General features: G+C 58.3%; 24 protein-coding genes. 13 read left to right on the forward strand and 11 right to left on the reverse strand.

All coding sequences use genetic code 11. The features are described 5' to 3' along the window. The first annotated feature begins 64 nt into the window (after window positions 1-64). Window positions 65-1,720, forward strand: a complete 1,656-nt coding sequence (locus tag ASD54_RS09455; RefSeq protein WP_062554321.1) for a tannase/feruloyl esterase family alpha/beta hydrolase — start codon at window positions 65-67, stop codon at window positions 1,718-1,720. Window positions 1,721-1,787: 67 nt separating this feature from the next. Here ASD54_RS09455 and purB read toward each other — a convergent pair whose 3' ends face one another. The 4 genes from purB to ASD54_RS09475 all read right to left on the reverse strand — a co-directional run bounded on the left by purB (window position 1,788) and on the right by ASD54_RS09475 (window position 5,506). Further along, window positions 1,788-3,089, reverse strand: a complete 1,302-nt coding sequence (purB, locus tag ASD54_RS09460) for an adenylosuccinate lyase (protein ID WP_062554322.1) — start codon at window positions 3,087-3,089, stop codon at window positions 1,788-1,790. 60 nt (window positions 3,090-3,149) lie between these two features. Further along, on the reverse strand, window positions 3,150-3,659 hold the full coding sequence (locus ASD54_RS09465; protein ID WP_062554323.1) for a hypothetical protein: 510 nt from the start codon (window positions 3,657-3,659) through the stop codon (window positions 3,150-3,152). A gap of 7 nt (window positions 3,660-3,666) precedes the next feature. Further along, window positions 3,667-4,335: a ribulose-phosphate 3-epimerase gene (gene rpe, locus ASD54_RS09470; protein ID WP_062554324.1), complete on the reverse strand. Its 669-nt coding sequence runs from the start codon at window positions 4,333-4,335 to the stop codon at window positions 3,667-3,669. Between the two features lie 82 nt (window positions 4,336-4,417). Then, window positions 4,418-5,506: a branched-chain amino acid ABC transporter substrate-binding protein gene (locus ASD54_RS09475; protein WP_082547162.1), complete on the reverse strand. Its 1,089-nt coding sequence runs from the start codon at window positions 5,504-5,506 to the stop codon at window positions 4,418-4,420. Window positions 5,507-5,708: 202 nt separating this feature from the next. Here ASD54_RS09475 and ASD54_RS09480 point away from each other — a divergent pair, with 202 nt between their 5' ends. Genes ASD54_RS09480 through ASD54_RS09510 form a run of 7 tightly spaced genes read left to right on the forward strand, consistent with a single transcriptional unit; the run spans window position 5,709 to window position 11,355 of the window. Next, a complete protein-coding gene (locus ASD54_RS09480) occupies window positions 5,709-6,158 on the forward strand; it encodes a flavin reductase family protein (protein WP_156379178.1) in 450 nt (149 codons plus the stop codon). Window positions 6,159-6,184: 26 nt separating this feature from the next. Then, window positions 6,185-7,114, forward strand: coding sequence for a MoxR family ATPase (locus ASD54_RS09485; protein WP_062554326.1), 930 nt, complete (start codon window positions 6,185-6,187; stop codon window positions 7,112-7,114). A gap of 3 nt (window positions 7,115-7,117) precedes the next feature. Beyond that, on the forward strand, window positions 7,118-8,395 hold the full coding sequence (locus ASD54_RS09490) for a VWA domain-containing protein (RefSeq protein WP_062554327.1): 1,278 nt from the start codon (window positions 7,118-7,120) through the stop codon (window positions 8,393-8,395). Next, on the forward strand, window positions 8,376-8,699 hold the full coding sequence (locus ASD54_RS09495) for an XdhC family protein (RefSeq protein WP_062554328.1): 324 nt from the start codon (window positions 8,376-8,378) through the stop codon (window positions 8,697-8,699). Before ASD54_RS09490 ends, ASD54_RS09495 begins: the two co-directional genes overlap by 20 nt. Then, window positions 8,699-9,397, forward strand: coding sequence for an XdhC family protein (locus tag ASD54_RS09500; RefSeq protein WP_062554329.1), 699 nt, complete (start codon window positions 8,699-8,701; stop codon window positions 9,395-9,397). Before ASD54_RS09495 ends, ASD54_RS09500 begins: the two co-directional genes overlap by 1 nt. Next, window positions 9,394-11,025: a molybdopterin-binding/glycosyltransferase family 2 protein gene (locus ASD54_RS09505; protein WP_062554330.1), complete on the forward strand. Its 1,632-nt coding sequence runs from the start codon at window positions 9,394-9,396 to the stop codon at window positions 11,023-11,025. The genes ASD54_RS09500 and ASD54_RS09505 overlap by 4 nt, the downstream gene beginning before the upstream one ends. A 6-nt stretch (window positions 11,026-11,031) precedes the next feature. Then, window positions 11,032-11,355: a TfoX/Sxy family protein gene (locus ASD54_RS09510; RefSeq protein WP_062554331.1), complete on the forward strand. Its 324-nt coding sequence runs from the start codon at window positions 11,032-11,034 to the stop codon at window positions 11,353-11,355. Between the two features lie 9 nt (window positions 11,356-11,364). On the opposite strand, the gene ASD54_RS09515 is transcribed toward ASD54_RS09510, so the two are convergent. The 5 genes from ASD54_RS09515 to bcp form a co-directional block, all read right to left on the reverse strand. After that, window positions 11,365-11,778: an NUDIX domain-containing protein gene (locus tag ASD54_RS09515; protein WP_062554332.1), complete on the reverse strand. Its 414-nt coding sequence runs from the start codon at window positions 11,776-11,778 to the stop codon at window positions 11,365-11,367. Between the two features lie 8 nt (window positions 11,779-11,786). Then, entirely contained in the window at window positions 11,787-13,286 is a 1,500-nt protein-coding gene (locus tag ASD54_RS09520; RefSeq protein ID WP_062554333.1) for a DEAD/DEAH box helicase, read from the reverse strand. 177 nt (window positions 13,287-13,463) lie between these two features. After that, the gene (locus ASD54_RS09525) at window positions 13,464-14,747 is read right to left on the reverse strand and encodes a M23 family metallopeptidase (protein WP_062554334.1); all 1,284 of its coding nucleotides are present in this window, start codon (window positions 14,745-14,747) and stop codon (window positions 13,464-13,466) included. 83 nt (window positions 14,748-14,830) lie between these two features. After that, window positions 14,831-15,673, reverse strand: coding sequence for a ferritin-like domain-containing protein (locus ASD54_RS09530; RefSeq protein WP_062554785.1), 843 nt, complete (start codon window positions 15,671-15,673; stop codon window positions 14,831-14,833). Window positions 15,674-15,687: 14 nt separating this feature from the next. After that, window positions 15,688-16,155: a thioredoxin-dependent thiol peroxidase gene (gene bcp / locus ASD54_RS09535; protein ID WP_062554335.1), complete on the reverse strand. Its 468-nt coding sequence runs from the start codon at window positions 16,153-16,155 to the stop codon at window positions 15,688-15,690. Between the two features lie 113 nt (window positions 16,156-16,268). Between bcp and ASD54_RS09540 the strand changes: the two genes are divergently transcribed. The 3 genes from ASD54_RS09540 to ASD54_RS09550 are packed head-to-tail and all read left to right on the forward strand — an operon-like array spanning window position 16,269 to window position 21,379. Next, window positions 16,269-19,685, forward strand: coding sequence for a DUF3971 domain-containing protein (locus ASD54_RS09540; protein WP_062554336.1), 3,417 nt, complete (start codon window positions 16,269-16,271; stop codon window positions 19,683-19,685). A 10-nt stretch (window positions 19,686-19,695) separates the two neighbouring features. Further along, a complete protein-coding gene (locus ASD54_RS09545) occupies window positions 19,696-20,595 on the forward strand; it encodes an ABC transporter ATP-binding protein (RefSeq protein ID WP_062554337.1) in 900 nt (299 codons plus the stop codon). A 1-nt stretch (window position 20,596) separates the two neighbouring features. Further along, window positions 20,597-21,379, forward strand: a complete 783-nt coding sequence (locus tag ASD54_RS09550; RefSeq protein WP_062554338.1) for a hypothetical protein — start codon at window positions 20,597-20,599, stop codon at window positions 21,377-21,379. Window positions 21,380-21,429: 50 nt separating this feature from the next. On the opposite strand, the gene tyrS is transcribed toward ASD54_RS09550, so the two are convergent. Then, complete coding sequence (gene tyrS / locus ASD54_RS09555) at window positions 21,430-22,683, reverse strand: tyrosine--tRNA ligase (RefSeq protein ID WP_062554339.1); 1,254 nt, start codon at window positions 22,681-22,683, stop codon at window positions 21,430-21,432. 199 nt (window positions 22,684-22,882) lie between these two features. Between tyrS and ASD54_RS09560 the strand changes: the two genes are divergently transcribed. Then, the gene (locus tag ASD54_RS09560) at window positions 22,883-24,067 is read left to right on the forward strand and encodes a GGDEF domain-containing protein (protein WP_244484719.1); all 1,185 of its coding nucleotides are present in this window, start codon (window positions 22,883-22,885) and stop codon (window positions 24,065-24,067) included. A gap of 65 nt (window positions 24,068-24,132) precedes the next feature. On the opposite strand, the gene ASD54_RS09565 is transcribed toward ASD54_RS09560, so the two are convergent. After that, window positions 24,133-24,810, reverse strand: coding sequence for an alpha/beta hydrolase (locus ASD54_RS09565; RefSeq protein ID WP_062554340.1), 678 nt, complete (start codon window positions 24,808-24,810; stop codon window positions 24,133-24,135). A gap of 214 nt (window positions 24,811-25,024) precedes the next feature. Between ASD54_RS09565 and ASD54_RS09570 the strand changes: the two genes are divergently transcribed. Then, window positions 25,025-26,191: a cysteine desulfurase family protein gene (locus tag ASD54_RS09570; RefSeq protein ID WP_062554341.1), complete on the forward strand. Its 1,167-nt coding sequence runs from the start codon at window positions 25,025-25,027 to the stop codon at window positions 26,189-26,191. The last annotated feature ends 126 nt before the right edge of the window (window positions 26,192-26,317 follow it).

The raw sequence follows: 26,317 nt of genomic DNA on the forward strand, positions 1-26,317 counted from the left end.
TGCGAATGAAATTGTTATGTTAGCCTCACTTCGGGAATGAAGCTCACACTTCGAGGAGGAAAGTATGAAGTCAGTCATTTTCATGAGTGCGTCCTGCCTGACAGTTTTTGCCGCAACTGATGCCGCCTATGCTTTGACTTGTGCGGACCTGCCGAAGGGGGAGAGCTTTGTGGCAGGGCTTAACGTAACGGAGGCCGTTGCAACACCCGCTACAGACGAGATGCCGGTTGCGCATTGCATCGTTCGCGGCTTGACCGGGCAGCGAACAGGTGTCGACGGCAAGAGCTATGCGATCCGTTTCGAGCTGCGACTGCCAGACACCTGGAACGGACGTTTCGTTCATCAGTTCAACGGCGGCAATGATGGAACCGTGGTTCCAGCCCTCGGCCCTGTCATGGGCGGAGACAAGAAACAGACGGCACTCTCTCGCGGCTATGCTGTGGTTTCCAGCGATGCAGGACATGACGGCAAGGCGTATGCCGAGCGAGGTATTGCCGGTGGTGCGGCCTTTGGCTTCGATCCGCAGGCCCGCATCGATTATGGCTATGGCGCTGTTGCCAAGCTGCAACCGCTAGCCCGCGCGGCGGTCGAGACATATTACGGAAAGCCGGTGGCCTTTGCCTACGGCATGGGGTCATCCAATGGCGGACGACATGCATTGGTGGCCGCGTCCCGCATGCCTGCCGCCTTCGACGGTCTGCTCGCCGGATATCCGGGGTTGAACCTGCCGAAGGCAGCGGTGCAGCATGCCTGGGACGTGCAGACATGGGCTAGCCTGAACCCCGACATTGCCAAGGCCTTTTCCCGTGACGACATGAACCTTCTGGCCAAAGGCATTCTGGCTGCGTGCGATATGACGGACGGCGTGAAGGATGGTATCGTTTCCAATGCAGATGCCTGCGAGACCACGTTCAAGCCGCAGGCGCTTCAATGCGCCAAGGAAGGCGACAAGGAATGCCTGACGGCTGCGCAAGTTGCCGCACTGGTGAAAATTCAGGGCGGACCGAAAAACAGAAAAGGTGAAAATCTCTATAGTTCCTGGACCTGGGATCCCGGCATGGCGTCCGGCAACTGGCGGGGGTGGAAGCTGGAAAGCGCCGTTGACGCCTGGGGAAAGAAGCCGATCATCGGTGTTCAAGGTGCGTCCTCGCTGGCACAGATTTTTACAACGCCACCCGTCAAGGTGGGCGGCACCCCGGATGAGCTGCAAAACTTCCTGCTCAAGTTCGACTTCGACAAGGATGCGCCCAAGATCTTCGCCTCTGAGCCACCTTTCACCGAATCCTCAGTTCAGTTCATGATACCGCCGGGTACGGACAATCCGGACCTCAAGGCATTCAGGGAGGCCGGACACAAGTTGATTGTCTTCCACGGCAATGCCGACCCAGTGTTTTCGGTGGTCGATACGGTCAACTGGTATAAGAAGCTTGATCAGAACAACGGCGGCAAGGCCTCGGATTTCGCCCGCCTTTATCGGATTCCCGGCATGCCCCATGGCGCCGGTGGTCCATCCTACGATGATTTCGACTTCTTCTCGCCGTTGGTGGCGTGGGTCGAACAAGGCACCAAGCCGGAGAGCATTGCTGCGGGTGTTACGCCCGGAAACAAGGAAGCGGCGCACCTGTCTGGGTCCAGGTATGTCTATTGCCCTTACCCCAGCGTGACAGTTGCGTCGGGTACGGCCGATGCCAAGGACGAAGGGCGTTATGCCTGCAAGTGAACTGTAGAAACGAAATCAGCCGGGGAAAGACCCCGGCTGACGTGCTCTCTATAAAAATCGCTCGGACTTAGCCGAAGACTCGCTTGAAGATCGTGTCGACGTGCTTGGTGTGGTAACCGAGATCAAACTTCTCGCGGATTGCTTCTTCAGGAAGTGCGGCACGGACTTCAGCATCGCCCAGCAATTCCTCCAGGAAATCGGCGCCCTTTTCCCAGACCTTCATCGCATTGCGCTGAACCAGACGATAGGAGTCCTCACGCGATACACCGGCTTGCGTAAGGGCAAGCAGAACGCGCTGCGAGTGAACAAGTCCACGGAACTTGTTGAGGTTCTTCAACATGTTGTCCGGATAGATCACCAGCTTTTCGATGACGCCTGCAAGACGGTTCAGCGCGAAATCGAGCGTGATCGTCGTATCGGGGCCGATGCCGCGCTCAACGGAAGAGTGGCTGATATCGCGCTCGTGCCACAGTGCAACATTTTCCATGGCAGGGGTTACAGCCATGCGCACGAGGCGGGCGAGACCGGTGAGGTTTTCCGTCAGAACCGGATTGCGCTTGTGCGGCATAGCCGAGGAGCCCTTCTGGCCGGGCGAGAAGAACTCTTCCGCTTCCAGGACTTCTGTGCGCTGCATGTGGCGAATTTCGATGGCCACGTTTTCGATCGACGATGCAATGACGCCGAGGGTGGCGAAGAACATGGCATGACGATCACGCGGGATGACCTGTGTCGAAACCGGCTCTGGCGCAAGGCCGAGCTTGGCGCAGACATGTTCCTCCACGCGCGGATCGATGTTTGCAAAGGTACCGACCGCGCCCGAGATGGCGCCGGTTGCAATTTCCGCACGGGCATTGATGAGGCGGGCGCGGTTACGGTCCATTTCGGCGTAGAAGCGCGCGAAGGTAAGGCCCATGGTCGTCGGTTCGGCATGGATGCCGTGGCTGCGACCGATGCGGATGGTATCCTTGTGCTCGAAGGCACGTGTCTTCAAGGCCGCCAGGACGCGGTCCATATCGGCAATCAGAAGATCCGCCGCACGGACGAGCTGGATGTTCAGCGTCGTATCCAGAACGTCAGACGAGGTCATGCCCTGATGGACGAAACGGCTGTCCGGGCCAATGAATTCCGCCAGATGCGTCAGGAAGGCGATGACGTCGTGCTTGGTAACGGCTTCAATTTCATCGATGCGAGCCACGTCGAATTCCGCAGCGCCACCTTTTTCCCAGATGGTCTTGGCGGAATCCTTCGGAATTACGCCAAGATCTGCGAGAGCATCACAGGCGTGAGCCTCGATTTCGAACCAGATGCGAAACTTGGTTTCAGGGGACCAGATGGCGACCATCTCTGGCCGGGAATAGCGCGGGATCATCGAAGCTCGTTCCTTACGGCTGTCAAAGTTGGCCCGCTTTACCAAACGCGGCAGGTAATCTCAACGCACGGAGCGAACAAGAATGGCTGCTGCGCCAAGTAAAAGCGGCATTCCCAGCGGAAAATAGTAACGAAGACCGATAACGAGGAACTGGTACACGGCAGATGCAGATGTGAACAGGAACTGAAGTATCCAGATCCGGGTGAACGCATGCTCGTGCCATTGGGCATAGAAGCTGCGATATTGGAGTGCGAAGAGGCCGGAGGTCACCGCGACAGTGGCTGTGGCGAGCAGCGTGACCGCCAACAGGTAGAGCAGCCAGTTTCTCCAGAACAGCCGCCGCACGCCGAAGAGACCAACGGCGGCAACAAGCCAGCCGGATGATGCGCCGACGCCATAGAGAACTATGAGGTCTGAAAGGTGGAAGCCGTGAAAGCGCTCCAAGCTAAACATCTGCCATGCTATGAGGGCAGAACAGCAGGCGCCCCACAAGAGCGCGAAGCCGAGATTGGTTACAGCCGATGAGACGAGGCTGACGCGCAGCATTCGGTTTGCGTCAGCCTTCGTCATGTTTTTCTTATGCTCCAGCAGCTGACCGAAGGGCGGAAATATTGGCAGAATAACTCTCGACGCTATTGCCCTTGAACACCGCAGATCCCGCCACGAAGACATTGGCGCCAGCCTTCGTCGCTGCGCCGATCGTCTCTGCCGTGATGCCGCCATCAACCTGGATGTCGATCGGACGGTTGCCGATCAACGCGCGCGCGGAACGGATCTTCTCGTTCATCGCCGGAATGAATTTCTGTCCGCCAAAGCCGGGATTGACGCTCATGATCAGGATCAGGTCCACGTCGTCCAGCACGTTTTCCAGCACGGACAGGGGAGTTGCCGGGTTCAGCGTGACGCCGACCTTCTTGCCGAGGCCCCGAATGGTTTGCAACGAGCGATGCAGGTGCGGGCTGGCTTCTGCGTGCACCGTAATGCTGTCGCAGCCAGCCTTGGCGAAGGCCTCGAGATAGGGGTCGGCGGGGGCGATCATCAGATGGCAGTCGAAATAGGCGTCGGTGTGCGGGCGCAGCGATTTGATGACATCCGGACCGAAAGAAATATTGGGTACGAAGTGACCGTCCATGACATCGAGATGGATCCAGTCGGCGCCTGCCGCCACGACATCACGCACCTCCTGCCCGAGTTTGGAAAAATCGGCAGCCAGAACCGAGGGGGCGATAAGAACAGGGGCAGACATCAGGATCCTCCAGAAGAATGTATGCCGCGCCTCTAGCACCCAAGCAAGACCTGCACAATTACCGGATTTAGCAGGGACGCAGCTACTCGGTCGGCGTCTGCTCCATTGACCAGCCGTTCTGGCGCCAGGTTTGCAGTGTGAACAGGTTCTGCTTCAGTTCGCCATTGCTCTGGAAAGCAACCGGGCCGATGGCGCTTTGAACGGTTTCCTGCCGCAGTGCATCTGTCAGCGAGAGAGCGTGGGTTTGAGCGGCGTTGAGCGCCTGCTCGGCCACCTGCACTGCGGCATAGGCGGGCAGGGTGTAGCCATCGGGATCGACGCCTGCGACGCGCAGGATTGAAACGGCACCATCCGCATCGACTTCCTTGCTGAAATCGGGAAGTGCTACGGCCATGACGCCTTCCGGGAGGCTGACGGGCCGGTTGGCCGCGCGCATCACATCCCCACCAACGAAGGTCAGTTTCGCGCCGTCCTTTTCCGCGTCTCTCGCCATCACGGCAATGTCTGTGCGATCTCCTCCGACGATGACCCGCGTTGCACCGGCCTTGGCCAATCTTCGAACGAGAGACAGCTGTTGTTCCTGACCGGGCCGGAAGGTATCGACGAAAACCGGCTTTATGCCTCCAGCTTCGATCCGGCTACGAACCGCGGCGATCAGGTCACGTGCGTAGATCGTGCCATCGTCGATGAGCGCTATCGGCTGGTTCTGCCACCGTCCGAGGATAATGTCCGACAGGGCTGCGGCTTCCTGGCCTTCCGCAGGTGCAAGGCGAAAGAACGACCAGCCTTGACGTTGCGCGTCTTCCGATAGAATACGCGAGCGAACGGAGACCGTGATAGCAGGGATCCCGGTTCCTTTCAGCAAAGGCAGCGCATCCGTCAGTGTTTCGACGCAGAGAAAGCCGATGGCGATGCTGACGCCCTGTGTCTTCAGCTGCTCCGCCACCTGTTTGCCGCTGCCGGGCTCGCATGTTTCCGGAACGACGACGATCTGGTTGCCATCACCGACCGCCGCGCTTGCACCATGCTGGATCTGCTCGCCGAGCCGGGCATAGGGTCCAGACGTCGGAGCTACGACGCCGATAACCGCCGCCGAGGCCGGTTGCGCAAGAAGCGCGCAAAGAGCCGCAGACAGGATAGCACTGGAACGGATAAAGGAAGAGTGGCGCATGAATGACATTTATCCGTTCACCAAGGCGCGTCAAAGACTTTTGCGTATTAACTTCAACTCACGTGTCGGCATTGCGTGGAAAACTGCAAGCAGGTTATCCATATGCGAGAGATCACACGGCCACCGGCCGGGGAGAAGATGTGTGGATATTTCCGAAAGACTGGCCGCTGAAGCGATCGATCCTGCACGCTATCGGGATGGCATGGCGCGGTATGCCGGTCATGTTCAGGCCGTCACGACTGAGTGGGAAGGCGTGCGGCGTGGTGTGACTGCGACCGCTGCGTGCTCGATTTCTGATAGTCCCGCAACAGTGTTGGCTTGCCTTAATGCAGACAATGCCAAGAACGAGATTTTCGAGAAGAGCGGGCGTTTCGTTCTGAATGCGCTTGCCGTTCACCATCAACCGCTGGCGCGGGCGCTTGCCGGTTTCGAGAACCTGCCGAACGACCAGAGATTTGCGCTGGGTGACTGGATGGAGCTTACCACAGGTGCACCGGTCCTTTCGGACGCGCTTGCGGCTTTCGATTGCCGTCTGGTGGAGGTGCGCCGTATCGCGACCCATTTCGTCATGATCGGCACCGTCGTCGGCTTGCATCTTGGACCTGCCAACCCTCCGTTGATCTATCTGGACCGTGCGTTCCACTCGCTGTAGCATCATCTGAAACATGGGGAGGAACCATGCCGGATATGACCGCGACTGCCACGCCTTTTTCAATCGAGGAGACCATCAGCCTTCTGGCGCAGCAGGATTATCTGGCTGGACGAAGCCTCGGGACAGTCGTGTTTCTGGCTCTACGGATGAAGCGTCCGCTTTTTCTCGAGGGTGAGGCGGGTGTTGGCAAGACCGAGATTGCCAAGGCGTTGGCGAAAGGGTTGAACCGGCCGCTGATCCGTATGCAGTGCTACGAAGGTCTCGATGTTTCGTCTGCGGTCTATGAGTGGAATTATCCGGCGCAGATGCTCGATATCCGCCTGTCGGAAGCGGCGGGTCTGGACGATCGCGACAGGATCGAATCGAGCCTCTATTCCGAGCGCCATCTGATCCGTCGACCCGTGCTGCAGGCTTTGGCGCAGGCGGGCGAGATTGCCCCCGTCTTCCTGATCGACGAACTCGACCGAACCGACGAAGCCTTCGAAGCGTTTTTGCTGGAGGTTCTTTCCGATTTTCAGGTGACCATTCCCGAACTCGGGACGATCAAGGCTAGCGAGCCGCCAATCGTCATCATCACCACCAACCGCACCCGCGAGATCCATGACGCCCTGAAGCGGCGCTGCCTCTATCACTGGGTCGACTATCCGGACGCTGAGCAGGAACTTGCCATTCTGCGTCGCAAGCTGCCCCATGCGGCGGAGGCGTTGTCACGTGAGGTTGTTGCTTATGTTCAGAAGCTCAGGACGATCGATCTCTTCAAAAACCCAGGTATCGCGGAGACGATCGACTGGGCGACAGCCCTGACGGAACTCGATCGGATTGCTCTCGATCCCGAAACGATTGCCGATACGCTTGGAACGCTGCTCAAGTACCAGGATGATATCGCGCGTATGAAAGAGGGTGAAGGAGCAAAGCTTCTGTCTGAAGTGAAGGCCGAACTGCTGGCTGCGGGTTGAGCAATGAATGGCCCGAATGCCAGCGATGGTGCGATCTTGCCTCCGCTACCGATGGGGGACGGAAAGCTCGCCGAAAACATTGCCCATTTTGCTCGCGTTTTACGACGGGCAGGGCTTAAGACCTCGCCTCAATCCACGATGGATGCGGTGGAAGCGGTGCAGGCAATCGGTCTTGGATCAAGGCAGGAGTTCAAGGCAATTCTTGCGGCCATCTTCGTCAAGCGTCGCGAGGATATTCCGGTTTTCGACGAAGCCTTTGGCATCTTCTGGCGCCGTCGCGATCTCGTGGAAAAAATGATCCAGATGATGTCGCCGAAGATTGCGGATCATCGCGAGAAGGAAAAACCGAAGCCTGCCGCCGCGAGAGTGAGCGATGCCCTGACCGCCAACAGACAGAGACCGGCAAAGCAGGAGGTCCGCGAAGAGATCGAGACGGATGCGCATTTCACCGCTTCGTTTTCCGAAGTGCTGCGGAAGATGGATTTCGCGCAGATGAATGCCGCCGAGTTGAAGCAGGCGCGTCAGGTCATATCCGGGCTTGTCATGCCGTTGCAGACGGTGCCGACACGAAGGTTCCAGCCCAGTCGGCAACCGCGCAGGATCGATGCACGCGCCACCCTGCGCCATGCCATGCGAAGCGGGGGCGACCTGCTGCTGCCGAAGTTCAAGACGGTGCGCTGGCGTGAGCCGCCCTTGGTCGTTCTGGCGGATATTTCCGGCTCCATGAGCCAGTATACCCGCATCTTCCTGCATTTCTGTCACGCATTGATGGAGCGTCGGCGGCGGATGCATGTCTTCCTGTTTGGGACGCGGCTGACAAATGTAACCCGGAGCCTGAAGCATCGTGACCCTGATGAGGCTCTGGCTGCCTGCACTGCCTCTGTCTCCGACTGGTCAGGGGGGACGCGGATAGGGCCAGCGCTTGCCCGGTTCAACAAGGATTGGAGCCGGCGTGTCATGAGCGGTGGCGCGGTCGTCTTGCTGATCACGGACGGATTGGAGCGGGACGATGTGGGTGAGTTGTCTAGACAAGTAGACAGGTTGCATCGAAGCACCCGTCGGCTCATCTGGCTCAACCCTTTGCTGCGCTTCGACGGCTTCGAGGCAAAGGCCAAAGGCGTACGTGCCATGTTGCCGCATGTGGACGAATTCAGGGCGGCGCACAATATAAGCTCGATCAGCGAACTTGCAGAAGCACTCAACGGCCAAGGTTTCAACCGAGACCATGATCCCCGCCGCTTCCTGGAAAGGAACCACCAGCATGTCAGCCGCATCCCTTGATCCTCTCACTCTTGCCGAAACCTGGAAAGCGGAAGGTCGCGATGTGGCGATTGCGACCGTCATCGAAACCTGGGGTTCGGCGCCGCGTCCCGTTGGCAGTCACCTCATCATCGATGCGGAGGGGAACTTCGAGGGCTCGGTTTCCGGTGGCTGTGTCGAGGGGGCGGTGATCACCGAGGCTCTGGACGTGCTTGAGGCGGGAACGCCAAAGCTGCTGGAATTTGGCGTGGCGGACGAAACCGCGTGGCGCGTCGGCCTATCCTGTGGTGGGCGTATCCGCGTCTATGTGGAGAAGCTCAACTGATGCAGATCGAAGTTCTCAAACAGGTGAATTCTGCGCGGCAGGCCCGTCAGGCCGTCGTCATCGTAACGGATCTTGCCGCAGGTTCGACCGCGGTTTTTACCGAAGGTCAGCCGGTGCCGGACGGTTTGCGCGATGTGGTGGGTAAAGCTCTGCAAACGGGGAAATCCGGCCTGGCAGAGGCGGATGGCGCTCAGGTTTTCCTGAATGTCTACCTGCCGCCGCCGCGTATCGTCGCCATCGGTGCCGTACACATCACACAGGCTCTGGCGCGTCTGGCGCCGATGATGAATTTCGACCTGTCGATCATCGATCCCCGCACGGCTTTCGCCACGCCGGAGCGTTTCGAAGGTGTCGACCTGATCGCCGACTGGCCGGAGGACGTGCTGAAGGATCGCGGGCTTGACGCCTATACAGCGCTTGTGGCCGTGACGCACGATCCGAAAATCGATGACTATCCAATCGCGGACGCTTTGCGCAGCCGATGCTTCTATGTCGGGGCGCTCGGTGGTCGCAAGACCCATGCCAAGCGCATCGAGCGATTGAAGGAGGTGGGACTCAGTGACGAAGACATTTCATCAATCCGTGCGCCCATCGGTCTTGATATCGGTGCTTCCAGCCCGGAAGAGATTGCCCTCGCCATCATGGCGGAGATCGTGCAGGCCTTTCGTCGGCGTCCTATCTCCGGGCAAAGCGCATGAAATTCGGTCCGGTTGGGGTTGAAGAGGCGCAGGGAGCAATTCTCGCACACAGCATGATGGTCGCGACCGGCAAGCTGCAAAAAGGGCGACGCCTGTCAGCCATCGATGTCGAGGCGCTTCGCGATCACGGTGTGAAGCATGTGATCGTTGCCCGTCTTGATGATGACGATTTGACGGAGGACGAGGCGGCAGAACAGCTCGCTCGTCTTCTGCAACGGGAGAACCTGCGGCTCTCTCCGGCGGCGACCGGACGGGTTAATGTCTACGCGACCCGTAAGGGTTTGTTCCGCGCTGATAAACAGCTCGTGGACCGTTTCAATCGCGTTGATCCGGCAATCACATTGGCGTGCCTGAAGGACTACAGCCAGGTCTCGGATGGCGATATGGTCGCGACAATCAAGATCATACCGCTCGGTGTCAGCAAGCGTCTCGTGGATCAGGCAGCAGAGATTCTCGCCCTTGCCGACGCGGTCACCGTTCATGCCTTCCAAGCGCATTCCGTCGCTCTCATTCAGACGCAATTGCCGTCGGTAAAGCCATCGGTCCTCGACAAAACCGTGCAGGTTCTGCGACGACGTCTGGCGCCGTCCGGCAGCGTCATCGTCTCCGAACGTCGGGTAGTCCACGAAGAGAATGCTGTCGTGCGTGCCATCTTGGACGCCGAACGTGAGTTCGACGGCAGCGGACCGCGCATGATCATTCTGTTCGGAGCGTCGGCTGTCTGTGATGCCGAAGACGTGCTTCCGAACGCATTGCGGCTGGCAGGCGGTATAGTGGATCACGTCGGCTTACCGGTCGATCCCGGTAATTTGCTGGTTCTTGGACACAAGGCAGATACAGCCATCATCGTCGCGCCGGGATGCGCACGTTCGCCCAAGGAAAATGGCTTTGACTGGGTTCTGGATCGAATACTGGCAGGACAGCCGCCGACGCCGGACGACCTGATGGGGCTTGGCGTGGGAGGGCTGCTTATGGAAATACCAAGTCGACCGCAACCCAGGGAGCTTGCAGGCCATGCGCATAAGCTGCAGCTGGGCGTAGTGCTGCTTGCGGCCGGTCAGGCGCGGCGCATGGCGAGGGCAGGGCACAAGTTGCTGGCGGAATTTGACGGCGTTCCACTGGTCAGAAGGATGGCAGAACGGGCGGTGAAGGCCGATATTGGCCCTGTTACGGTAGTAATAGGCTATCGCGCTATCGATGTTAGCGCTGCGCTTGAGGGACTGGACGTCGAAATCCTTCATAACGAATTATTCGAAACGGGGATGGCGAGCTCGATCAAGTGCGGGCTTTCCTCTGCGTCCCGTCAACAGTGCGATGGTCTGATGGTTGTGCTAGCGGATATGCCGGGGATCACGAGCCACGATCTCAAGGCTCTGGCTGATGCCTTCGTTCAGGCTGAGGGGCGTGCCATTGTTCGCGCTGTGGCGTCCGGCAAACGCGGCAATCCGGTCATATTGCCACGAGCGACCTTCGACGATCTTGAACTCCTGGACGGAGATGTGGGTGCGCGGCATGTCATCGAAACTTGTGGCCTGCCGATCATCGACGTGGAGCTTGGTGCGTCTGCCCATCTTGATGTCGACACTCCGGAGGCTGTCGAGCGGGCTGGCGGGATTCTAAGGGGATAGAGAGCAATGGATAACGAGGCGATCGAGGAAATGTTCGAGGCGGTTTCGCCGATCTCCATTCGAAAGATGTTCGGTGGCAAGGGAATTTACCGCGATGGCGTTATCTTCGCGCTGGAACTTCGCGACGAGATCCTTTTGAAGGCCGACGCGGAAACGGCTCCGCTGTTCAGCGCTGCCGGAGCGCGCCAATGGACCTATGAAGGCAAGAAGGGCAAGCCTGTTCTCATGCCCTATTGGTCAGTGCCGGATGCGGCGCTGGATGATCCCGACGAGATGGCGAAGTGGGCGCGTCTGGCCTGCGAAGCCGGTTTCAGGACAGCCAAGACGTAGTTCGGTTGCTCATTTCAAGAACCGGATTGCGTCCTGCGTAAAGGCGGAGAGGGGCGCGGGCAACGCATCCATAGGAAACCAACCGAATTCCGAAAGCTTGTCCGGCTCTGTCAGTCGCGGTTCACCGGTGAAATCATCCGTCCGGTAGATCACCGATACCCAATGCTGCCGGTCTGCCTGAATGATCTGTTCCGACAGGCATAGAAAATCGACAGAATGGATTGTCAGCCCGGTTTCCTCCTCCGCCTCGCGGCGGGCAGCGTCAGCCGAATGCTCAAGGTGATCGACCTTGCCGCCGACAATATTCCAGAAACCGGCTTCAGGGGCACGAAGACGCTTGTACAAAAGAATATGACCATCCGCATTGCGGATGACCAATCCTGTACCGACGCCCGGAAAATCCACACCAGGGCGTAATGTCATGGGCTGGATCAGCCCTTGGCGTTTGCGACGATCAGCATGAATGCCGGGATATCATCGCCAAAGCCAACCGGTGTCGGACCATCGTCATGGTCACGGTGGTGGCTGCGGCGGCGGCTCTGATTATCGTCGTTCGCCGGGTAAGGACGGCTGTTGCGGCCCTGGTTGCTGCGGCGATTGTCGATCTTGGCCTGTTCTGCGTTCACGCTTTCTGTCCTTGCTTCAGGTGTTGCTGCCACGTTGCTCTTCGGAGACTCTTCCTGAGTGCGAGCCTCTGTCTTGGAGCCCGAACCGCGTTTTCCGCGACCCCGGTCCTTGTCACGATCACGGCCCTTTTTGCCGCGATCATTGTCATGGCTTTCCATCGGAGCCGGCAGGGCGGACAGATCACCTTCGTGCCATTCGATTTCCTGACCGATCAGTTTTTCGATGGCGTCTACATATTTTGCGTCCGCTTTGGTCACAAGCGTAAAGGCGCGGCCCGAGCGACCGGCACGGCCCGTACGACCAATGCGGTGGACATAGTCTTCGGCGTGGATTGGTACGTCGAAGTTGAACACGTGACCGACATCAGGAATGTCGAGGCCGCGCGCAGCAACATCCGAAGCGACCAGCAGCGTGATATTGTTGTCCTTGAAGTTTGCGAGCATCGTCGTGCGGGACCGCTGGTCCATATCCCCGTGAAGGGCGCCGACTGAAAAGCCGTGACGATCCAGCGAACGGAAGAGATCGGCCACATCTTTCTTGCGGTTGCAGAAGATGATGGCGTTCTTCAGATCATCCTGCGCACGGATGAGGTCGCGCAGCTTTGCGCGCTTCTCGTAATCCTTGTTGTGGGATGCAACCAGACGCTGGGTAACCGTTTTCGCCGTAGAGGATGGCGGGGCCACCTCGATACGTTCCGGATTCTGGAGGAAACGATCAGCCAGTTTCTGGATTTCCGGCGGCATTGTGGCCGAGAAAAACAGGGTCTGACGTGTGAACGGGATCATCTTGGCGATCCGCTCGATATCCGGAATGAAGCCCATGTCCAGCATGCGGTCGGCTTCGTCGATGACGAAGACTTCGACGCCGGTCATCAGCAGTTTGCCGCGCTCGCAATGATCGAGCAACCGGCCTGGCGTGCAGATGAGAACGTCAGCGCCACGCTCGAGCTTGCGATCCTGCTCTTCGAACGAGACGCCACCAATCAGAAGAGCCACGTTGAGCTTGTGGTTCTTGCCATATTTCTCGAAATTCTCTGCGACCTGGGCTGCCAATTCGCGCGTCGGCTCCAGAATGAGCGTACGCGGCATGCGGGCACGGGCGCGTCCCTTTTCCAGAAGGGTCAACATCGGCAGCACGAAGGAGGCTGTCTTTCCGGTCCCGGTCTGCGCAATTCCGCAGATATCACGGCGCTGCAAAGCATGCGGGATGGCGCCCGCCTGAATAGGCGTCGGGATCGTGTAACCCGCGTCGGTTACAGCAGAGAGGACTTTCTGGCTCAGGCCGAGATCAGCAAATGTGGTCAATGAGAAAACAATTTCCGTTCAGGTTCGCAAGGAACTCAGGTGAATCGGAACCGCTTTGCGTCCGATGATGGCCGCGAGATAAGCGCAAAGTGTGACAAAGTCAAGAAAACTGCCCGGATACCAAGCGTAAATGGTAAATTAACAAGTGTTTTTGAGCGATTTTGACAAAATCCAAGCTCAGTTCATGTAAGTGGTGAGCTTGAGGCCTGCATTCAGAAAGCGCATTGGATCGACGGCGTCTCCGTCTCGGCGAACTTCATAGTGGACATGCGGGCCCGTGGAGCGGCCAGTGCTTCCTGCCCGGCCGATCACCGAACCTGCCTCGACCTTATCGCCCACGGACACGAGAATGCTGGACATGTGACCGTAGCGTGTCGTGATACCCTGACCGTGGTCGATCTCGACCATATTGCCATAGCCACCGCTCATCCCAGCCGCAATGACTTCGCCTGCGCCGGTCGACTTCACGCTCGCACCCGTATCGGCCTGAAAATCCACGCCTGCGTGCAGGGCCAGTCTTCCGAGAAACGGATCGATGCGGTTACCGAAGCCGCTCGTGATCTCCCGCCCGGGTGCCGGATTGCCGAAGGGCAGCTTCTGCGCCGCCTCCCGCACCGCGTCCAGACGATTGAGGGCGGTATCCAGATCGGTCAGTGACGTTTCGAACCGGTTGATTCCGAGGGGTTCGACGAAGGGGCCGCCCATGCCGGCCTGCTTGCCGGAGGCCGCATCAGGCACATCCACGCCAGTCCGGCGCATGATTGTCGCCATGGCATCTGCGGTGCGATAGGCATCGTCTGCAAGGCCGCGTATCCGGCGAAGCTGTTCTTGCTCGATGTTCTTCAGCGAGAGCGTGACTTTGGAAAATACGCGATCTGCGCGATCCGCAATGCTGCCCGACTGAGGAGCCACTCCGCCGGGCTTTGCCCCGGAGGCTGCTTTCCCATCCTGTGCCAGCAGGCGATCGATTGCCTTCAGACCGCCCGTTACGCTCGTTTGCTTTTCCTTCAGTTCTGGCTGGAGAGCGGAAGCTGGTGCTTCAGGCACAGCAATGCCTGATTCCTCCGCGCGCTGGAGCAGGCTGCCGAGTTTGCCGTGGCGGGAAAACAGAGCATTCTGTTGCTCGAGCAGTTGCTCTACCTTCTGTTCGACAACCTGCTGATCGAGAAGCTGGCGGGAGGTAATGCGATCGAGCTGGGCACGAAGCGCTGAAATGCGATCTTCGTAATCATATTGGATGCGTGCCTGACGCGCCATTGCCGCGCCGATCAGGTCATCGCGCAGTACGAGATATGTCGTGGCGCCCAGATAGGCGGTGGTGAGCAGGGCTGCGAAAGCAACACAGAATGCAGTCATCCAGGGACGGATTGTCATATGCCGGACGCGATCGCCGGAGGCCAGGATGAGAACGTGTTCAGTCGGCTGCTTGCCAAAGATGCGGTGTCCGTCACCCTTCGCCACGTCGTTCTCCTGCCGTGAATCGCTCGCCCCTAACTGTCGCGATTACATCCTGTTAGGGTTAACGGGCAGTTAACTATTCACGCTTACGCGGAACTTATGGGGCTGAGAGAGCGGTAGAACGATGGGGTCAGGCCAGCCTCTGCCCTGGCCAGATCATTGAACGGCGGTTTCAGAGGTCCGCGGAAATTTTCCCGCACCAGACGTTTGAAGGTTTCAGCCGGATCCTTGCGTTCGCGGGCACAGAGAAAGCGGAACCATTTCGCGCCAATCGCGACATGACCCTTCTCGTCATTGTAGATGACGTCGAGAATATCCGCCGTTTCGTGGTCGCCCGTTTCCCGCATCTTGGCCTGGAGCGAAGGTGTCACATCCAGACCTCGCGCCTCCAGAATGAGCGGTACGACGGCGAGGCGGGCGGTCAGGTCATTGCGCGTGGAGTGGGCGGCTTTCCACAAGCCGTCATGGGCTGGCATGTCGCCATAGTCAGCACCCAGTTGGCGCAGGCGGTCGCGAACCATGTTGAAGTGCTTGGCTTCTTCGAATGCGACCTGCATCCAGCCATCGAAAAACGAGTGCGGAACGGGCTCAGTCACGTAGCGGACAACGATGTCCAACGCCAGATCAACCGCATTAAGTTCGATATGCGCGATGGCGTGAAGCGTTGCAATTCGGCCATTCATCGTATGCAGCGAACGCTTTTCGACCGCTTTCGGCGGCACGAGCTCCGGCTTTTCAGGTCTCCCCGGCCTGTCTGGAACCGGCGGATCAAGTGGTGAGCGCAGCGACAGTTTTCGCTCGAACCAGCGGGTCGCCAACTGCTGCGCGAGGCGTGTCTTGATGTCGAGGTCGTCCGAGGAGACGGCGGCAATTGCGCCGCCGCGCAGCGTCGTCACAGGAGGAAGTTCGAGATCCGGAGCCTTTGTCATGGCTCCGACCTCTGTCACAAGGTTTTCACTGCTTCAAGCACTTCTTGTGCATGGCCTGCGACTTTTACCTTGGGCCAGATGCGGGCGAGATTGCCGTCAGCGTCAATCAGGAAGGTGGAGCGCTCGATGCCCATGTAGGTCTTGCCGTACATGCTTTTTTCTTTCCAGACGCCATAGGCATTGGCGGCCACCTGCTCCTCGTCCGCTGCAAGGATGATGCCCAGGCCATGCTTCTTGATAAACTTGTCGTGCTTGGTGACGGAGTCGGGAGAGATGCCGATAATGCTTGCTCCAGCGTTTTCGAAATCTGGAATTAGCGCAGTGAAATCAAGTGCTTCCGTCGTGCAGCCGCTGGTGTCGTCCTTGGGGTAGAAATACACGACAACGGGCTTGCCCTTCAGGCTGGAAAGCGAGACCATACCGCCGCCATCGCGCGGCAGGCTGAAATCCGGTGCGGGGTTGCCGGGTTGAAGTTCGGACATGATATTCCTTTCTTTGGAGAACGAGCACAGCAATCTTGCCGCAATCGGTATATACTGGCGCGCGTCTGGTCCAGATCACATGATTCTGATGAGCCTTCACTGCGCGGAGAGACATGGCGGAAATTCGAGGTGAAAAAGTCAGTTTCCGCCGTAAGGATCTGATTCCGTTGCATGATCTTCCTTCGGCGCAGGCGCATGATCCAATGATCGTGCATTGCCCGCCGCCCGCATCGCGCTGGCGGGGGATCTTCAGGCTCTGCGTGATCTTCATCCTTCTCGTGGTTGCGGCAATCGGCAGCGGCTTTTTCGCAATCGAAGGTGGCTTCATCGACAGCGCTTTGAATGCGCGCGCGCAGGCCTCTCTCAATGCAGCGATTGGCCCTCGCTATCAGGCGACCGTAGGCTCTACCGTCATCCGTTTCGATTCGGATTTCCGCCTGGCACTCGAAGCACGCGAAGTGGACATTATCGAGGTGGCGACGAAGGCCCATTTGACGAATACGGGTGCCATTCGCCTCACCATAGATCCGCTGGCGCTGGTCAGTGGTCGCGTCTCCATCCGGCATCTCGAAGCCGAAAAGATCAACCTCGATACAGCCTTGCTACCGGCTGGCGACCCCATGGATCTGTCCAAGGCGCGCGTGGATCGTTGGCCTTCCACCATGGAGCAGGCGTTCCAGCGTCTTGATGAGGCGCGAGGGCTGATCGAGAGGACTCGAACCGGCTCGGTCAATATATCCGGCATCAACATTCAGTTTCCGCCGGATCGGGAGGGTCGCGTATCCACGCTCCTGATCGATGACCTGACATTGACGCTGGATGACCAGGGGCAGGTGCAGCTCAAAGGTCTGATGCATCTGGATGGACGGCGCGCGGATCTGCAGGTGAATGCGACTGCGCAAAACGGCGTCACCAAGGCGCTGATGGCCCAGATCTCCGGGTTGGACCTGACGCCCTTTCTCCTGCAACGCATGGAAGGCGGCCTGCCGCGTGAAGGTCTGGAGGGGTCGATCAACATCACGCTGAACGCATCGCGCGATACGGCAGAAACGAAACCTTCCATTCGAGCCGATATCCACCATGCTCCCGGCAAGATCTACTTCGATGGCGTGCCGCAGGATCTGACAGGAGCCGAAGTCCGGGTTGCCTATAATTTCGCACGCAATTCGATCGAGATCTTGCCCTCCGAAATGCGATTTGGCCCAACAGTGGTTCCACTCACAGGCGCGATTGTCGATCTGAACCGGTTGAACGCGCAAGACACCCGTCCGGGCTTCGGTCTGGATCTGCTGGTGAGCGGCGGCCGCGCGCAAGGTGCGGTGGGCGGTGAAGCGCCGGTTCTCTTCGATCTTCGGGCAGCCGGCCGGTTCCTGACGGCTGAGCGACGCCTCGAATTCAACGATATGCAGGTCTCCAGTCCTCTTGGGCAAATGGCGGGTTCGCTGCAAATGCGCTTTCTCGGAGCGCAATCGCCGGAGATCAGTTTTGGCGCGCAGCTGCCACGTATGGATGTCGCGGGCGTCAAGCAGCTATGGCCGTTCTGGATGGCCCACAAGGCGCGCGACTGGGTGGTGGCCAACATGTTCGGAGGCACCGTAACCAACGGTTCCATAGCCGTCTTCATCCCGGCAGGCCGGATGAAGGGGCCCAACGTACCATTGGAACTTGCCGCCAACGAATTGCGGATCGCCTTCGATATTGCAGACAACCGGTTGAATCTTCCCGGCGAGCTTCCCCCGGTTCGAAACGTAGCCGGACACTTTGACCTCGTAGGCGAGCGTTTGAAGTTTGATGTACGGCAGGCTGCCTCCTACTTCGGATCCGACCGGTCAGTCGATATTCAGGGCGGTTCGTTCAGGATACAATCCACCTATGCGAAACCGCTCATGGCGGAGCTTGACCTTCAGATCGCGGGGAATGCGGACGCGATCGCGGAAGTTGCCTCCTTCAAGCCGATCAACGGGTTGAAGAATACCGAATTTGCGCCTGCGGATTTCTCGGGCAAGGCGGTTGCTTCAGTCAGTGCACGTTTCGGGCTGGTCAACGATCAACATCCGCCGCCGCCACAGTTCAAGGGCAAGATTGCACTTCAGGATGTGAAGATATCCAAGAAGATTGCCGATCGGAGCGTCTCTGCCATCAATGGTGATTTGCAGGTGGATTCTGACGCTGCGCGGCTGGATGCCAAGGCGGAGATCGATGGCGTTCCGGCCGAAATCTCGATGGTTGAACCGTTCAACGGACAGTCCAAGATCCAGCGCGAGCTGACGGTGAATGCTACACTCAACAACGACCAGCGCGACAAGCTATTGCCGGGGCTTGGCGATATCGTCAACGGTCCTGTGGAACTGGAACTGTCACGCATTGATTCAGATCGACAGGGGGTCACTCTGGATCTGTCCAAGGCGAAGCTCTCAGTACCGTGGCTGGGCTGGACCAAGGGCAGTGGAATTCCAGCCAAGGCCTCGCTTGAGGTTGCCTCGAAGGACGGAAATATCAATGTCCGCAATCTTGCGATTTCCGGAGAAGGCTTCGGCGTTGCCGGCGACCTCAGTCTTAAAAACGGTGCTCTCTCCAGCGCGGAGTTTTCAAGGGTCAAGCTTTCGCCCGCAGACAGTTTTGCGATTTCCATTCGCCGTGCAAAAGGCGGGCTTGAGGTTTCCGCATCGGGTGATGCCGCCGACATCCGGCCTGTTCTCTCCAAACTGAAAGGTCAGGGCGGGTCGGAACCTCGATCTGGTGCAGCCGCCAAGGCGAGCGATGCTGCGCGGGTCCGTCTGAAGCTCGACAAGATCATTGGTTTCAATGATGAGGTTCTGTTCAATACGACAGGAGATATTGCGGTCAGTGGCGGCGATCTGCAGTCCATTGCATTTTCCGGTGTCACTGAGAGCCGACAGGCCGTCGTGGCGCAGACTGCTGGCAGCGGGCAGGGAAGCGTGTTGACGCTGACCAGTGGCGATGCAGGCTCGCTGGCGCGGTTTGCCAACCTCTACGGCCATATGCGCGGCGGCCTGCTCAACGTGCGTTTGAACAATGAAAGCGGTTCGAACTGGAGCGGAAACATCGATATCCGCAGCTTCGCCCTGGTCGAAGAAAACCGATTGCAATCCATCGTCTCCACCCCGGGTCAGGATGGACGCAGCCTGAATTCGGCAGTCAAGCGTGACATCGACGTCAGCTCCGCAAAGTTTCAACGGGCCTTCGCCCGTATCGTCTATCGGGATGGGACGCTCTCGGCAGAAAACGGCATTGTGCGCGGCGAGCAGATTGGCGCAACATTCCAGGGCATGATCCGCGATGCGGTCGGCAATCTCGATATGACTGGCACGTTCATGCCCGCCTACGGGCTGAACCGTCTCTTCGCGGAACTTCCCGTGATCGGCACTCTTCTCGGCAATGGTCGGGATCGTGGCTTGCTGGGGATTACATTCAAGGTAACCGGTTCGATCGACAAGCCGCAGCTCACCGTCAATCCGCTCTCTCTTATTGCGCCGGGCGTGTTCCGCCAGATTTTCGAGTTTCAGTAGAGGAATCTTGATGAGCGCAATATCCTTATCCCAGCTCTCCAAGAGTTTTGGCTGGGGCGCTCGACGGCTTCAGGCTCTGGATGCGGTGAGTTTTGAAGTGCCGGATGCAGGCGTCTACGGCCTGCTGGGGCCCAATGGGGCCGGCAAGAGCACGCTGTTGCGTATGATTTGCGGGCTCATTCAGCCGGATAAGGGAGAAATCAGGCTTTTCGGTGAACCCGCCAATCCGCATTCTCGAAAGAAGCTCGGTGCGCTGATCGATTCCCCGACCTTCTATCCATTCATGACGGCGCGGCAATTTCTGTTCCTGCTCAGGGACACTTCGGGAGTGCGGGCGGATATCGACGCAGTATTGAAGAGGGTGGATCTGTTCAGTGCTTCAAATCAGAGGATCGGTGGCTTTTCGCTAGGGATGCGTCAGCGCCTTGGTATTGCATCGGCTCTCATTGCGAAACCAAGGGCGGTCATTCTCGACGAGCCCACAAATGGGCTCGATCCGGATGGAATGATAGAGATGCGCGACCTTATCCGGCATCTGGCCCAGGACGAAGGGGTTGCCGTGCTCTTGTCCAGCCATCTTCTTGATGAGGTGGAAAAAGTGGCGGATAGGGTTGCCATTCTCAGCCACGGGCGTCTGGCGGCAGAGGGCAGGGTCTCCGATCTGCTCGGAGGTGGCGAATATTTGTGGCTTGATGTTCGCCCCTTAAATCCCGTGCTGGCGAAACTCGGCGATCTGGCTTGGAAGGAGGGGAATGGATTGGGAGTCCGCGTTCCTCGGGAGCAAGTGCCGGAACTCGTCAAAGCGCTCGTTCTTCAGGGAATGGATCTACACGAAGTGAAGTGGATCAGACCCAATTTGGAAAGCTTCTTTCTGGCGGAAACGCGTCACACACAAGCGGCTGGTGTTTGACATGGTTCGTCTTGTTGGAGCAGAATTGAAGAAATTTGTGGCGCAGCGCGGCTTGTTCATGGCTGCGGTCTTTATCGTGCCAGCCTTCGCCACCCTCATCAAGATTTTGATGCAGGTTGTCGTATTCAGGCGTGTCGGCCAATCCAATCTCGGCAGTTCGGTTGATCTTGTTGCGGAAGCGAGCCGATCGTTCGGCCTATCGGGAAACACGCTGGCGCACCTGTTCTTTGCCTTGGGTGTCGCCTCCATTTTCGTTGTCGATTATCGTTTCTCCACCTGGCGTCACTTTGTGCCCCGACGCAGCCGAAGCCAGCTGTGGCTGGCAAAATTTCTGGCTGCATGCTGCTGCCTGATTCTTAGCCTGCTGCTGGTTACTTTCAGCGATCTGTTCGTCACGATGCTCGTTATGGCAGTCGATGGAACTGTGTTGACGCCTTTGGCTGGTCTCGAACAGCTGTTTTTGCTTTTTTCAGTCGCCGTTCTGGAACTCTTGGCTTTGGTGAGTGTGACCGCGCTCCTGACAGTCCTGTTCCGATCATCCATGGCCGCCGTTTTAATCGCATTTCTGCTGACATTGGGTAGCGTGCTGGTCCAGGCCTATCTTGGCGCAGGACAGGACCTCTGGTGGTTGCCGTCAATCGCCGCCAATGATTTGCGCATCCTTGTCACCAGTTCGGCGTCATCCGGGGCGGTCACTCCTCTGGCAGCGCTATTGGCGTGGATGCTCGTGCCCGGCGTGCTTGGCCTTGTGCTTTTCAACCGACAGGAGCTTGCAACAGAATAAGGGCTGGCGATGTTTCGCGCCAGCCCTCGAAATTCTGGGGATTGTGCAGATCAAGCCGGGCGAACGAGAATGTGCTTCTTCTTGCCAAGCGAGAGCTTGATGACGCCCTCTGCCGAAATCTCGCCCGTTCCGATATTCATGCGCTCATCAGTCACCGCCACGTCGTTGATCTTCACCGCACCACCCTGAACATGTCTGCGGGCTTCGCCGTTGGATGCAGCGAGACCTGCGCGAACGATCAGGTTCAGCAAGCCAATCCCCGCTTCGAGATCCGGCTTGGCAATGTCGATCGACGGAAGCGTGTCGGCCAGAGCGCCTTCCTCGAAGGTCTTTCTCGCGGTTTCGGCGGCCTGCTCTGATGCTGCACGACCGTGCAGGATGGCCGTGACTTCTGTCGCGAGAATCTTCTTGGCCTCGTTGATTTCCGATCCGCCGAGAGCTGCGAGACGCGCGATTTCGTCCATCGGAAGCGTTGTGAAGAGCTTCAGGAAGCGGCCGACATCCGCATCCTCCGTGTTGCGCCAGTACTGCCAGAAATCATAGACTGGCATCAGATCGGCATTCAACCAGACGGCACCGGAGGCAGACTTGCCCATCTTCGCGCCGGAAGAGGTGGTGAGGAGCGGCGAGGTCAAGGCATAGAGCTGCTTGGTACCCATGCGGTGACCAAGATCGATGCCATTGACGATGTTGCCCCACTGGTCGGATCCGCCCATCTGCAGGCGGCATTCGTAGCGCTTCGCCAGTTCGACGAAATCATAGGCCTGGAGGATCATGTAGTTGAATTCCAGGAAGGACAACGATTGCTCGCGATCAAGGCGCGTCTTCACGCTATCGAAGGAGAGCATGCGTTTGACGGAGAAATGGCGGCCGACATCCCGCAGGAATTCAAGATAGTTCAGTGCGCGCAGCCACTCCGCATTGTTGATCATCAGTGCTGCGTTCTGCGGCCGCCCGTAATCGAGGTACTTCGAGAAAGCGGTCTTGATCGAGGCGATGTTCTCTTCGATCATTTCGACAGTCATCAGCTTGCGGGCTTCTTCCTTGAACGAAGGGTCGCCGACCATGCCTGTTCCGCCACCCATCAGCGAAATCGGACGGTGTCCGGTTTGCTGGAACCAGTGCAGCATCATGATCTGGGTCAGATGGCCGACGTGAAGGCTGGATGCCGTCGGATCATAGCCGATATAGGCAGTCACGCTTTCCTTGTTCAGCAATTCATCGAGGCCGGCTTCATCAGAAACCTGATGGATGAAGCCCCGCTCATCGAGCGTGCGGAGAAAATCGGACTTGAACCTGGACATGATACGACTCTGACAGGATGGTGTTGGAATTATTCGTTGGGGCCTCTAACACTGTTTGAGGGGAGAATCACTCCAAAAGTGACAGGAAAGTCATTGGCATGTCCTGAGTAGAGCATAAGCTCCCATGCGGTTGGTAAGAGTTGATTATGCTCTTGCTGCTAAGTTTCGGGAGCCCAATGAGTTCGGGCATTGAAGGCCAGTGGATGTGTTCAACGGCGCTAATCTATATCTGATCGTCAACTTCGTGATCGCGATGTCCTTCGCGGGCGTCTTCTTCGCTGTTTCTCGGCGGAGCAGGTCGCGTGCCGCTGCGCGTTGGATCGGGCTGGGTTTCGCTGTAGCGTCGCTTTCGGTGCCTGCCGAACTCGTTATCGCGTATACGCCGTTCGTCAGGCCAGGAGCGGCGGTCGCTTTCGCCGCCGTACTGGCAGGCTTGCTCCTGATCCGCATGGGTGTCGGCAGTCTTTACAACGTAACTACACGGCCAGCTCCATTGGCGATCTTCTTGGTCGTCTGCACGGCCATCGTGATCGCCATTTACGACCAGCCACGCAGTACGCTCTCGCATTCGATTCCCTACCAGACGCCGTTTGCCATATCCTGTCTGCTCAGCGCGGCGGCGATCGCATTCTCGTCCCATCGCGCCCCTGTCGATCGTTGGATGATGTTCGTCTTCAGTCTGACTGGAGCCCACTTCTTTCTCAAGGCTTACCTCGCCGCGGCGGTGGGCGCCGGTCGCGTGGCCAGTGACTATCTGTTTTCCAATTATGCCGTCATTTCCCAGAGCCTGACCGCAGTGCTCATGGTGATGACGGGCCTCTCCCTGCTCGCTGTACTGGTCCTCCAGATCATGGCGGACGAGCGGAGCAATTCCGAAATTGACTCTCTGAGCAGGCTTCTGAACCGCCGTGGTTTTGAAAAGCATGCCGGTGAAGCGCTCCGGCGCAGTCCAATCGGACCGCACTCGGTGATCTTCTGCGATATCGATCATTTCAAGCGTGTGAACGATACCTATGGTCACTACGCCGGGGACGCGGTTATACGGACGGTCGGGCAACTTCTTGCCGAAAGCGTCTCAGATTCGGCGGTCGTCGGTCGTTTAGGGGGCGAGGAGTTTGGAATTCTGTTGCCGCGCGTACAGCTGGACGCTGCCATGCTTCTTGCCCACGCTATCCGCGGCGCAATTGCGGTGCACAAGGGCAGCGGGATGCCTGACACGCTCAGCATCACGGCGAGTTTCGGCGTATCGACGTTCAGCGAGACCGGCGGATTCGCGCGGGCGATGCGCCTTGCGGACAACGCGCTTTACGATGCGAAGGCGGCTGGCCGAAACTGTGTAAAGTACAGGCTTGAGCCTCTGGCAATAGTTCCTGCTGTAGGGTGATCAGCCTTCGGCAAAAAGAAAGGCCCCTTGCGGAGCCTTTCGAAAACACTGACGTTTAAATCCGATCAACGGATCCGCTTGGCCGCCGGTTCGGGAACCAGCTCGCCGTTCAGGCGGCGATCGAGGTAGTCCTCGCACTCGCCCATCAGCGGTTCGACCTTGTTGTTGAAGAAATGATTTGCCCCTTCAACAGTGCGGTGCGTGATGAGGATACCCTTCTGGGTCTTCAGCTTTTCGACGAGACCGTTCACATCTTTTTCAGGCGCGACCTTGTCGGAATCACCGTTGATGATCAGACCGGAGGATGGGCAGGGGGCCAGGAACGAGAAGTCATAAATGTTCGGCTGCGGCGCGATCGACATGAAGCCTTCAATCTCCGGACGACGCATCAGGAGTTGCATGCCGATCCAGGCGCCGAAGGAGTAGCCCGCGACCCAGCAGCTCTTGGAATCCGGATGCAGGCTCTGCACCCAGTCAAGCGCGGAAGCCGCATCCGACAATTCGCCTGCACCATGGTCAAACTCGCCCTGGCTTCTGCCAATGCCGCGGAAGTTGAACCGCAGTGTCGTAAAGCCGCGCTTCTGGAACATATAGAAGAGCTGATAGACGATCTGGTTGTTCATCGTGCCGCCAAACTGCGGATGCGGGTGCAGGATGATGGCGATCGGGGCGCTCTTTTCCTTGGAAGGCTGATAGCGGCCCTCAAGGCGGCCGGCAGGGCCGTTGAAAATGACTTCAGGCATCGGTACTCCGGTCAGCTTTTCATGTTTCCAATGTTTCATTGACGCCGAGACTTGACGAAGCCGGTCATCTTTTCTAGAAACAGTTTAGAACCATTCGAAAGTTGGGCTGCGCAAGACGTGCCGCCCAGTTGGTCGTCTCATACGGCATGCGCGGCGAAAATTTCAAGGAAAATGCGTCGCCAAGCGTGAAGTAGGCTTTAAACCGGATCGGACAATGGCTTTTGATCGCGTATATCTGGACTGGAACGCGACAGCGCCCCTGAGCGGCGTTGCTCGTGAAGCCATGTTGAGTGCGCTGGAACTGCCGGGTAATGCATCTTCCGTGCATGCAGAAGGGCGTGCGGCGCGAGCGGCAATCGACAAGGCGCGTCGGCAGGTGGCGGCTCTCGTCGGTGCTGATCCGCAACACGTCATCTTTACCAGTGGTGCGACTGAAGCGGCAAACTGGGTTTTGACGCCTTCGTTCAAGATGGGGCGCTCGCCGCTCACCATCGGACATCTTTATGTTTCGGCAATCGAGCATCCGGCCATCCGGGAGGGCGGCAGGTTTGTGCGTGAGCAGGTGAGCGAGATCCCTGTCTTGGCGACTGGGCTCGTTGATCTCGATGCGCTTAAAGTCTTGCTTGACCGTCACGATAGTGGGGCCGGCCTGCCGATGGTGGCGGTCATGCTGGTCAATAATGAGACCGGCGTCATCCAGCCCGTCGCGGAGGCGGCAAAGCTTGTGCGCGCTGCGGGTGGATTGCTTGTCGTGGACGCCGTCCAGGCCGTTGGACGCATTGCGGTCGACATCACTGAGCTGGATGCTGATTTCCTGATCCTTTCCTCCCACAAGATCGGTGGCCCCAAGGGCGTCGGCGCGCTTGTCATACGGGGTGAGGTGATGATGCCATCTGTTCTGGTTCGCGGTGGCGGCCAGGAGAAGGGGCATCGGTCCGGTACCGAAAATTTCCCGGGAATCGTGGGTTTTGGTGCCGCCGCTGAGGCCGTTAATCGCGATCTGGACCTCACGCGTGAACGCTTGCTGCAACGTCGGCAAAGACTGGAAGCCGGTATGCGCGCCGTTGCTCCAGATGTGATCATCCACGGTGAAGGCTCCGAGCGCGTGTGTAATACGACGTTCTTCACCCTTCCAGGCCTGAAGTCAGAAACGGGCCAGATCGCCTTCGACCTTGAAGGCGTGGCTTTGTCCGCGGGATCGGCTTGCTCCTCCGGCAAAGTCGGGCAAAGCCAGGTGCTGATGGCGATGGGGCAGGATCCAGCGATGGGCGCGCTTCGTATTTCTCTCGGAGCGACAACCGACGACATTGCAATAGATCGTGCGTTGACTGCCTTCCAGCGAATAGCTGCGCGCCGAAAGATGCCTGAACGGGCCGCGTGATTGGTCCAGGAGTTGCGGAAACGCAAAAAATTAGCTTGCCAAAAGGTGTTAAAACCTCCTTCTGGCGCCTACATACGGGGCTGATCCCCGCCAACAGATGACAACCTGCCGGACCCTTGATTCCGG

Origin of the sequence: Rhizobium sp. Root149 (genome assembly GCF_001427345.1) — a bacterium.
Lineage (GTDB): Bacteria > Pseudomonadota > Alphaproteobacteria > Rhizobiales > Rhizobiaceae > Neorhizobium > Neorhizobium rhizoryzae.

Excerpts from the sequence above, each read along its gene's own strand:
- ASD54_RS09455 (WP_062554321.1), top strand. The coding sequence starts at position 65 with ATGAAGTCAGTCATTTTCATGAGTGCGTCCTGCCTGACAGTTTTTGCC.
- purB (WP_062554322.1), bottom strand. The coding sequence starts at position 3,089 with ATGATCCCGCGCTATTCCCGGCCAGAGATGGTCGCCATCTGGTCCCCT.
- ASD54_RS09465 (WP_062554323.1), bottom strand. The coding sequence starts at position 3,659 with ATGACGAAGGCTGACGCAAACCGAATGCTGCGCGTCAGCCTCGTCTCA.
- rpe (WP_062554324.1), bottom strand. The coding sequence starts at position 4,335 with ATGTCTGCCCCTGTTCTTATCGCCCCCTCGGTTCTGGCTGCCGATTTT.
- ASD54_RS09475 (WP_082547162.1), bottom strand. The coding sequence starts at position 5,506 with ATGCGCCACTCTTCCTTTATCCGTTCCAGTGCTATCCTGTCTGCGGCT.
- ASD54_RS09480 (WP_156379178.1), top strand. The coding sequence starts at position 5,709 with ATGGCGCGGTATGCCGGTCATGTTCAGGCCGTCACGACTGAGTGGGAA.
- ASD54_RS09485 (WP_062554326.1), top strand. The coding sequence starts at position 6,185 with ATGCCGGATATGACCGCGACTGCCACGCCTTTTTCAATCGAGGAGACC.
- ASD54_RS09490 (WP_062554327.1), top strand. The coding sequence starts at position 7,118 with ATGAATGGCCCGAATGCCAGCGATGGTGCGATCTTGCCTCCGCTACCG.
- ASD54_RS09495 (WP_062554328.1), top strand. The coding sequence starts at position 8,376 with ATGTCAGCCGCATCCCTTGATCCTCTCACTCTTGCCGAAACCTGGAAA.
- ASD54_RS09500 (WP_062554329.1), top strand. The coding sequence starts at position 8,699 with ATGCAGATCGAAGTTCTCAAACAGGTGAATTCTGCGCGGCAGGCCCGT.
- ASD54_RS09505 (WP_062554330.1), top strand. The coding sequence starts at position 9,394 with ATGAAATTCGGTCCGGTTGGGGTTGAAGAGGCGCAGGGAGCAATTCTC.
- ASD54_RS09510 (WP_062554331.1), top strand. The coding sequence starts at position 11,032 with ATGGATAACGAGGCGATCGAGGAAATGTTCGAGGCGGTTTCGCCGATC.
- ASD54_RS09515 (WP_062554332.1), bottom strand. The coding sequence starts at position 11,778 with ATGACATTACGCCCTGGTGTGGATTTTCCGGGCGTCGGTACAGGATTG.
- ASD54_RS09530 (WP_062554785.1), bottom strand. The coding sequence starts at position 15,673 with ATGACAAAGGCTCCGGATCTCGAACTTCCTCCTGTGACGACGCTGCGC.
- bcp (WP_062554335.1), bottom strand. The coding sequence starts at position 16,155 with ATGTCCGAACTTCAACCCGGCAACCCCGCACCGGATTTCAGCCTGCCG.
- ASD54_RS09540 (WP_062554336.1), top strand. The coding sequence starts at position 16,269 with ATGGCGGAAATTCGAGGTGAAAAAGTCAGTTTCCGCCGTAAGGATCTG.
- ASD54_RS09545 (WP_062554337.1), top strand. The coding sequence starts at position 19,696 with ATGAGCGCAATATCCTTATCCCAGCTCTCCAAGAGTTTTGGCTGGGGC.
- ASD54_RS09550 (WP_062554338.1), top strand. The coding sequence starts at position 20,597 with ATGGTTCGTCTTGTTGGAGCAGAATTGAAGAAATTTGTGGCGCAGCGC.
- tyrS (WP_062554339.1), bottom strand. The coding sequence starts at position 22,683 with ATGTCCAGGTTCAAGTCCGATTTTCTCCGCACGCTCGATGAGCGGGGC.
- ASD54_RS09565 (WP_062554340.1), bottom strand. The coding sequence starts at position 24,810 with ATGCCTGAAGTCATTTTCAACGGCCCTGCCGGCCGCCTTGAGGGCCGC.
- ASD54_RS09570 (WP_062554341.1), top strand. The coding sequence starts at position 25,025 with ATGGCTTTTGATCGCGTATATCTGGACTGGAACGCGACAGCGCCCCTG.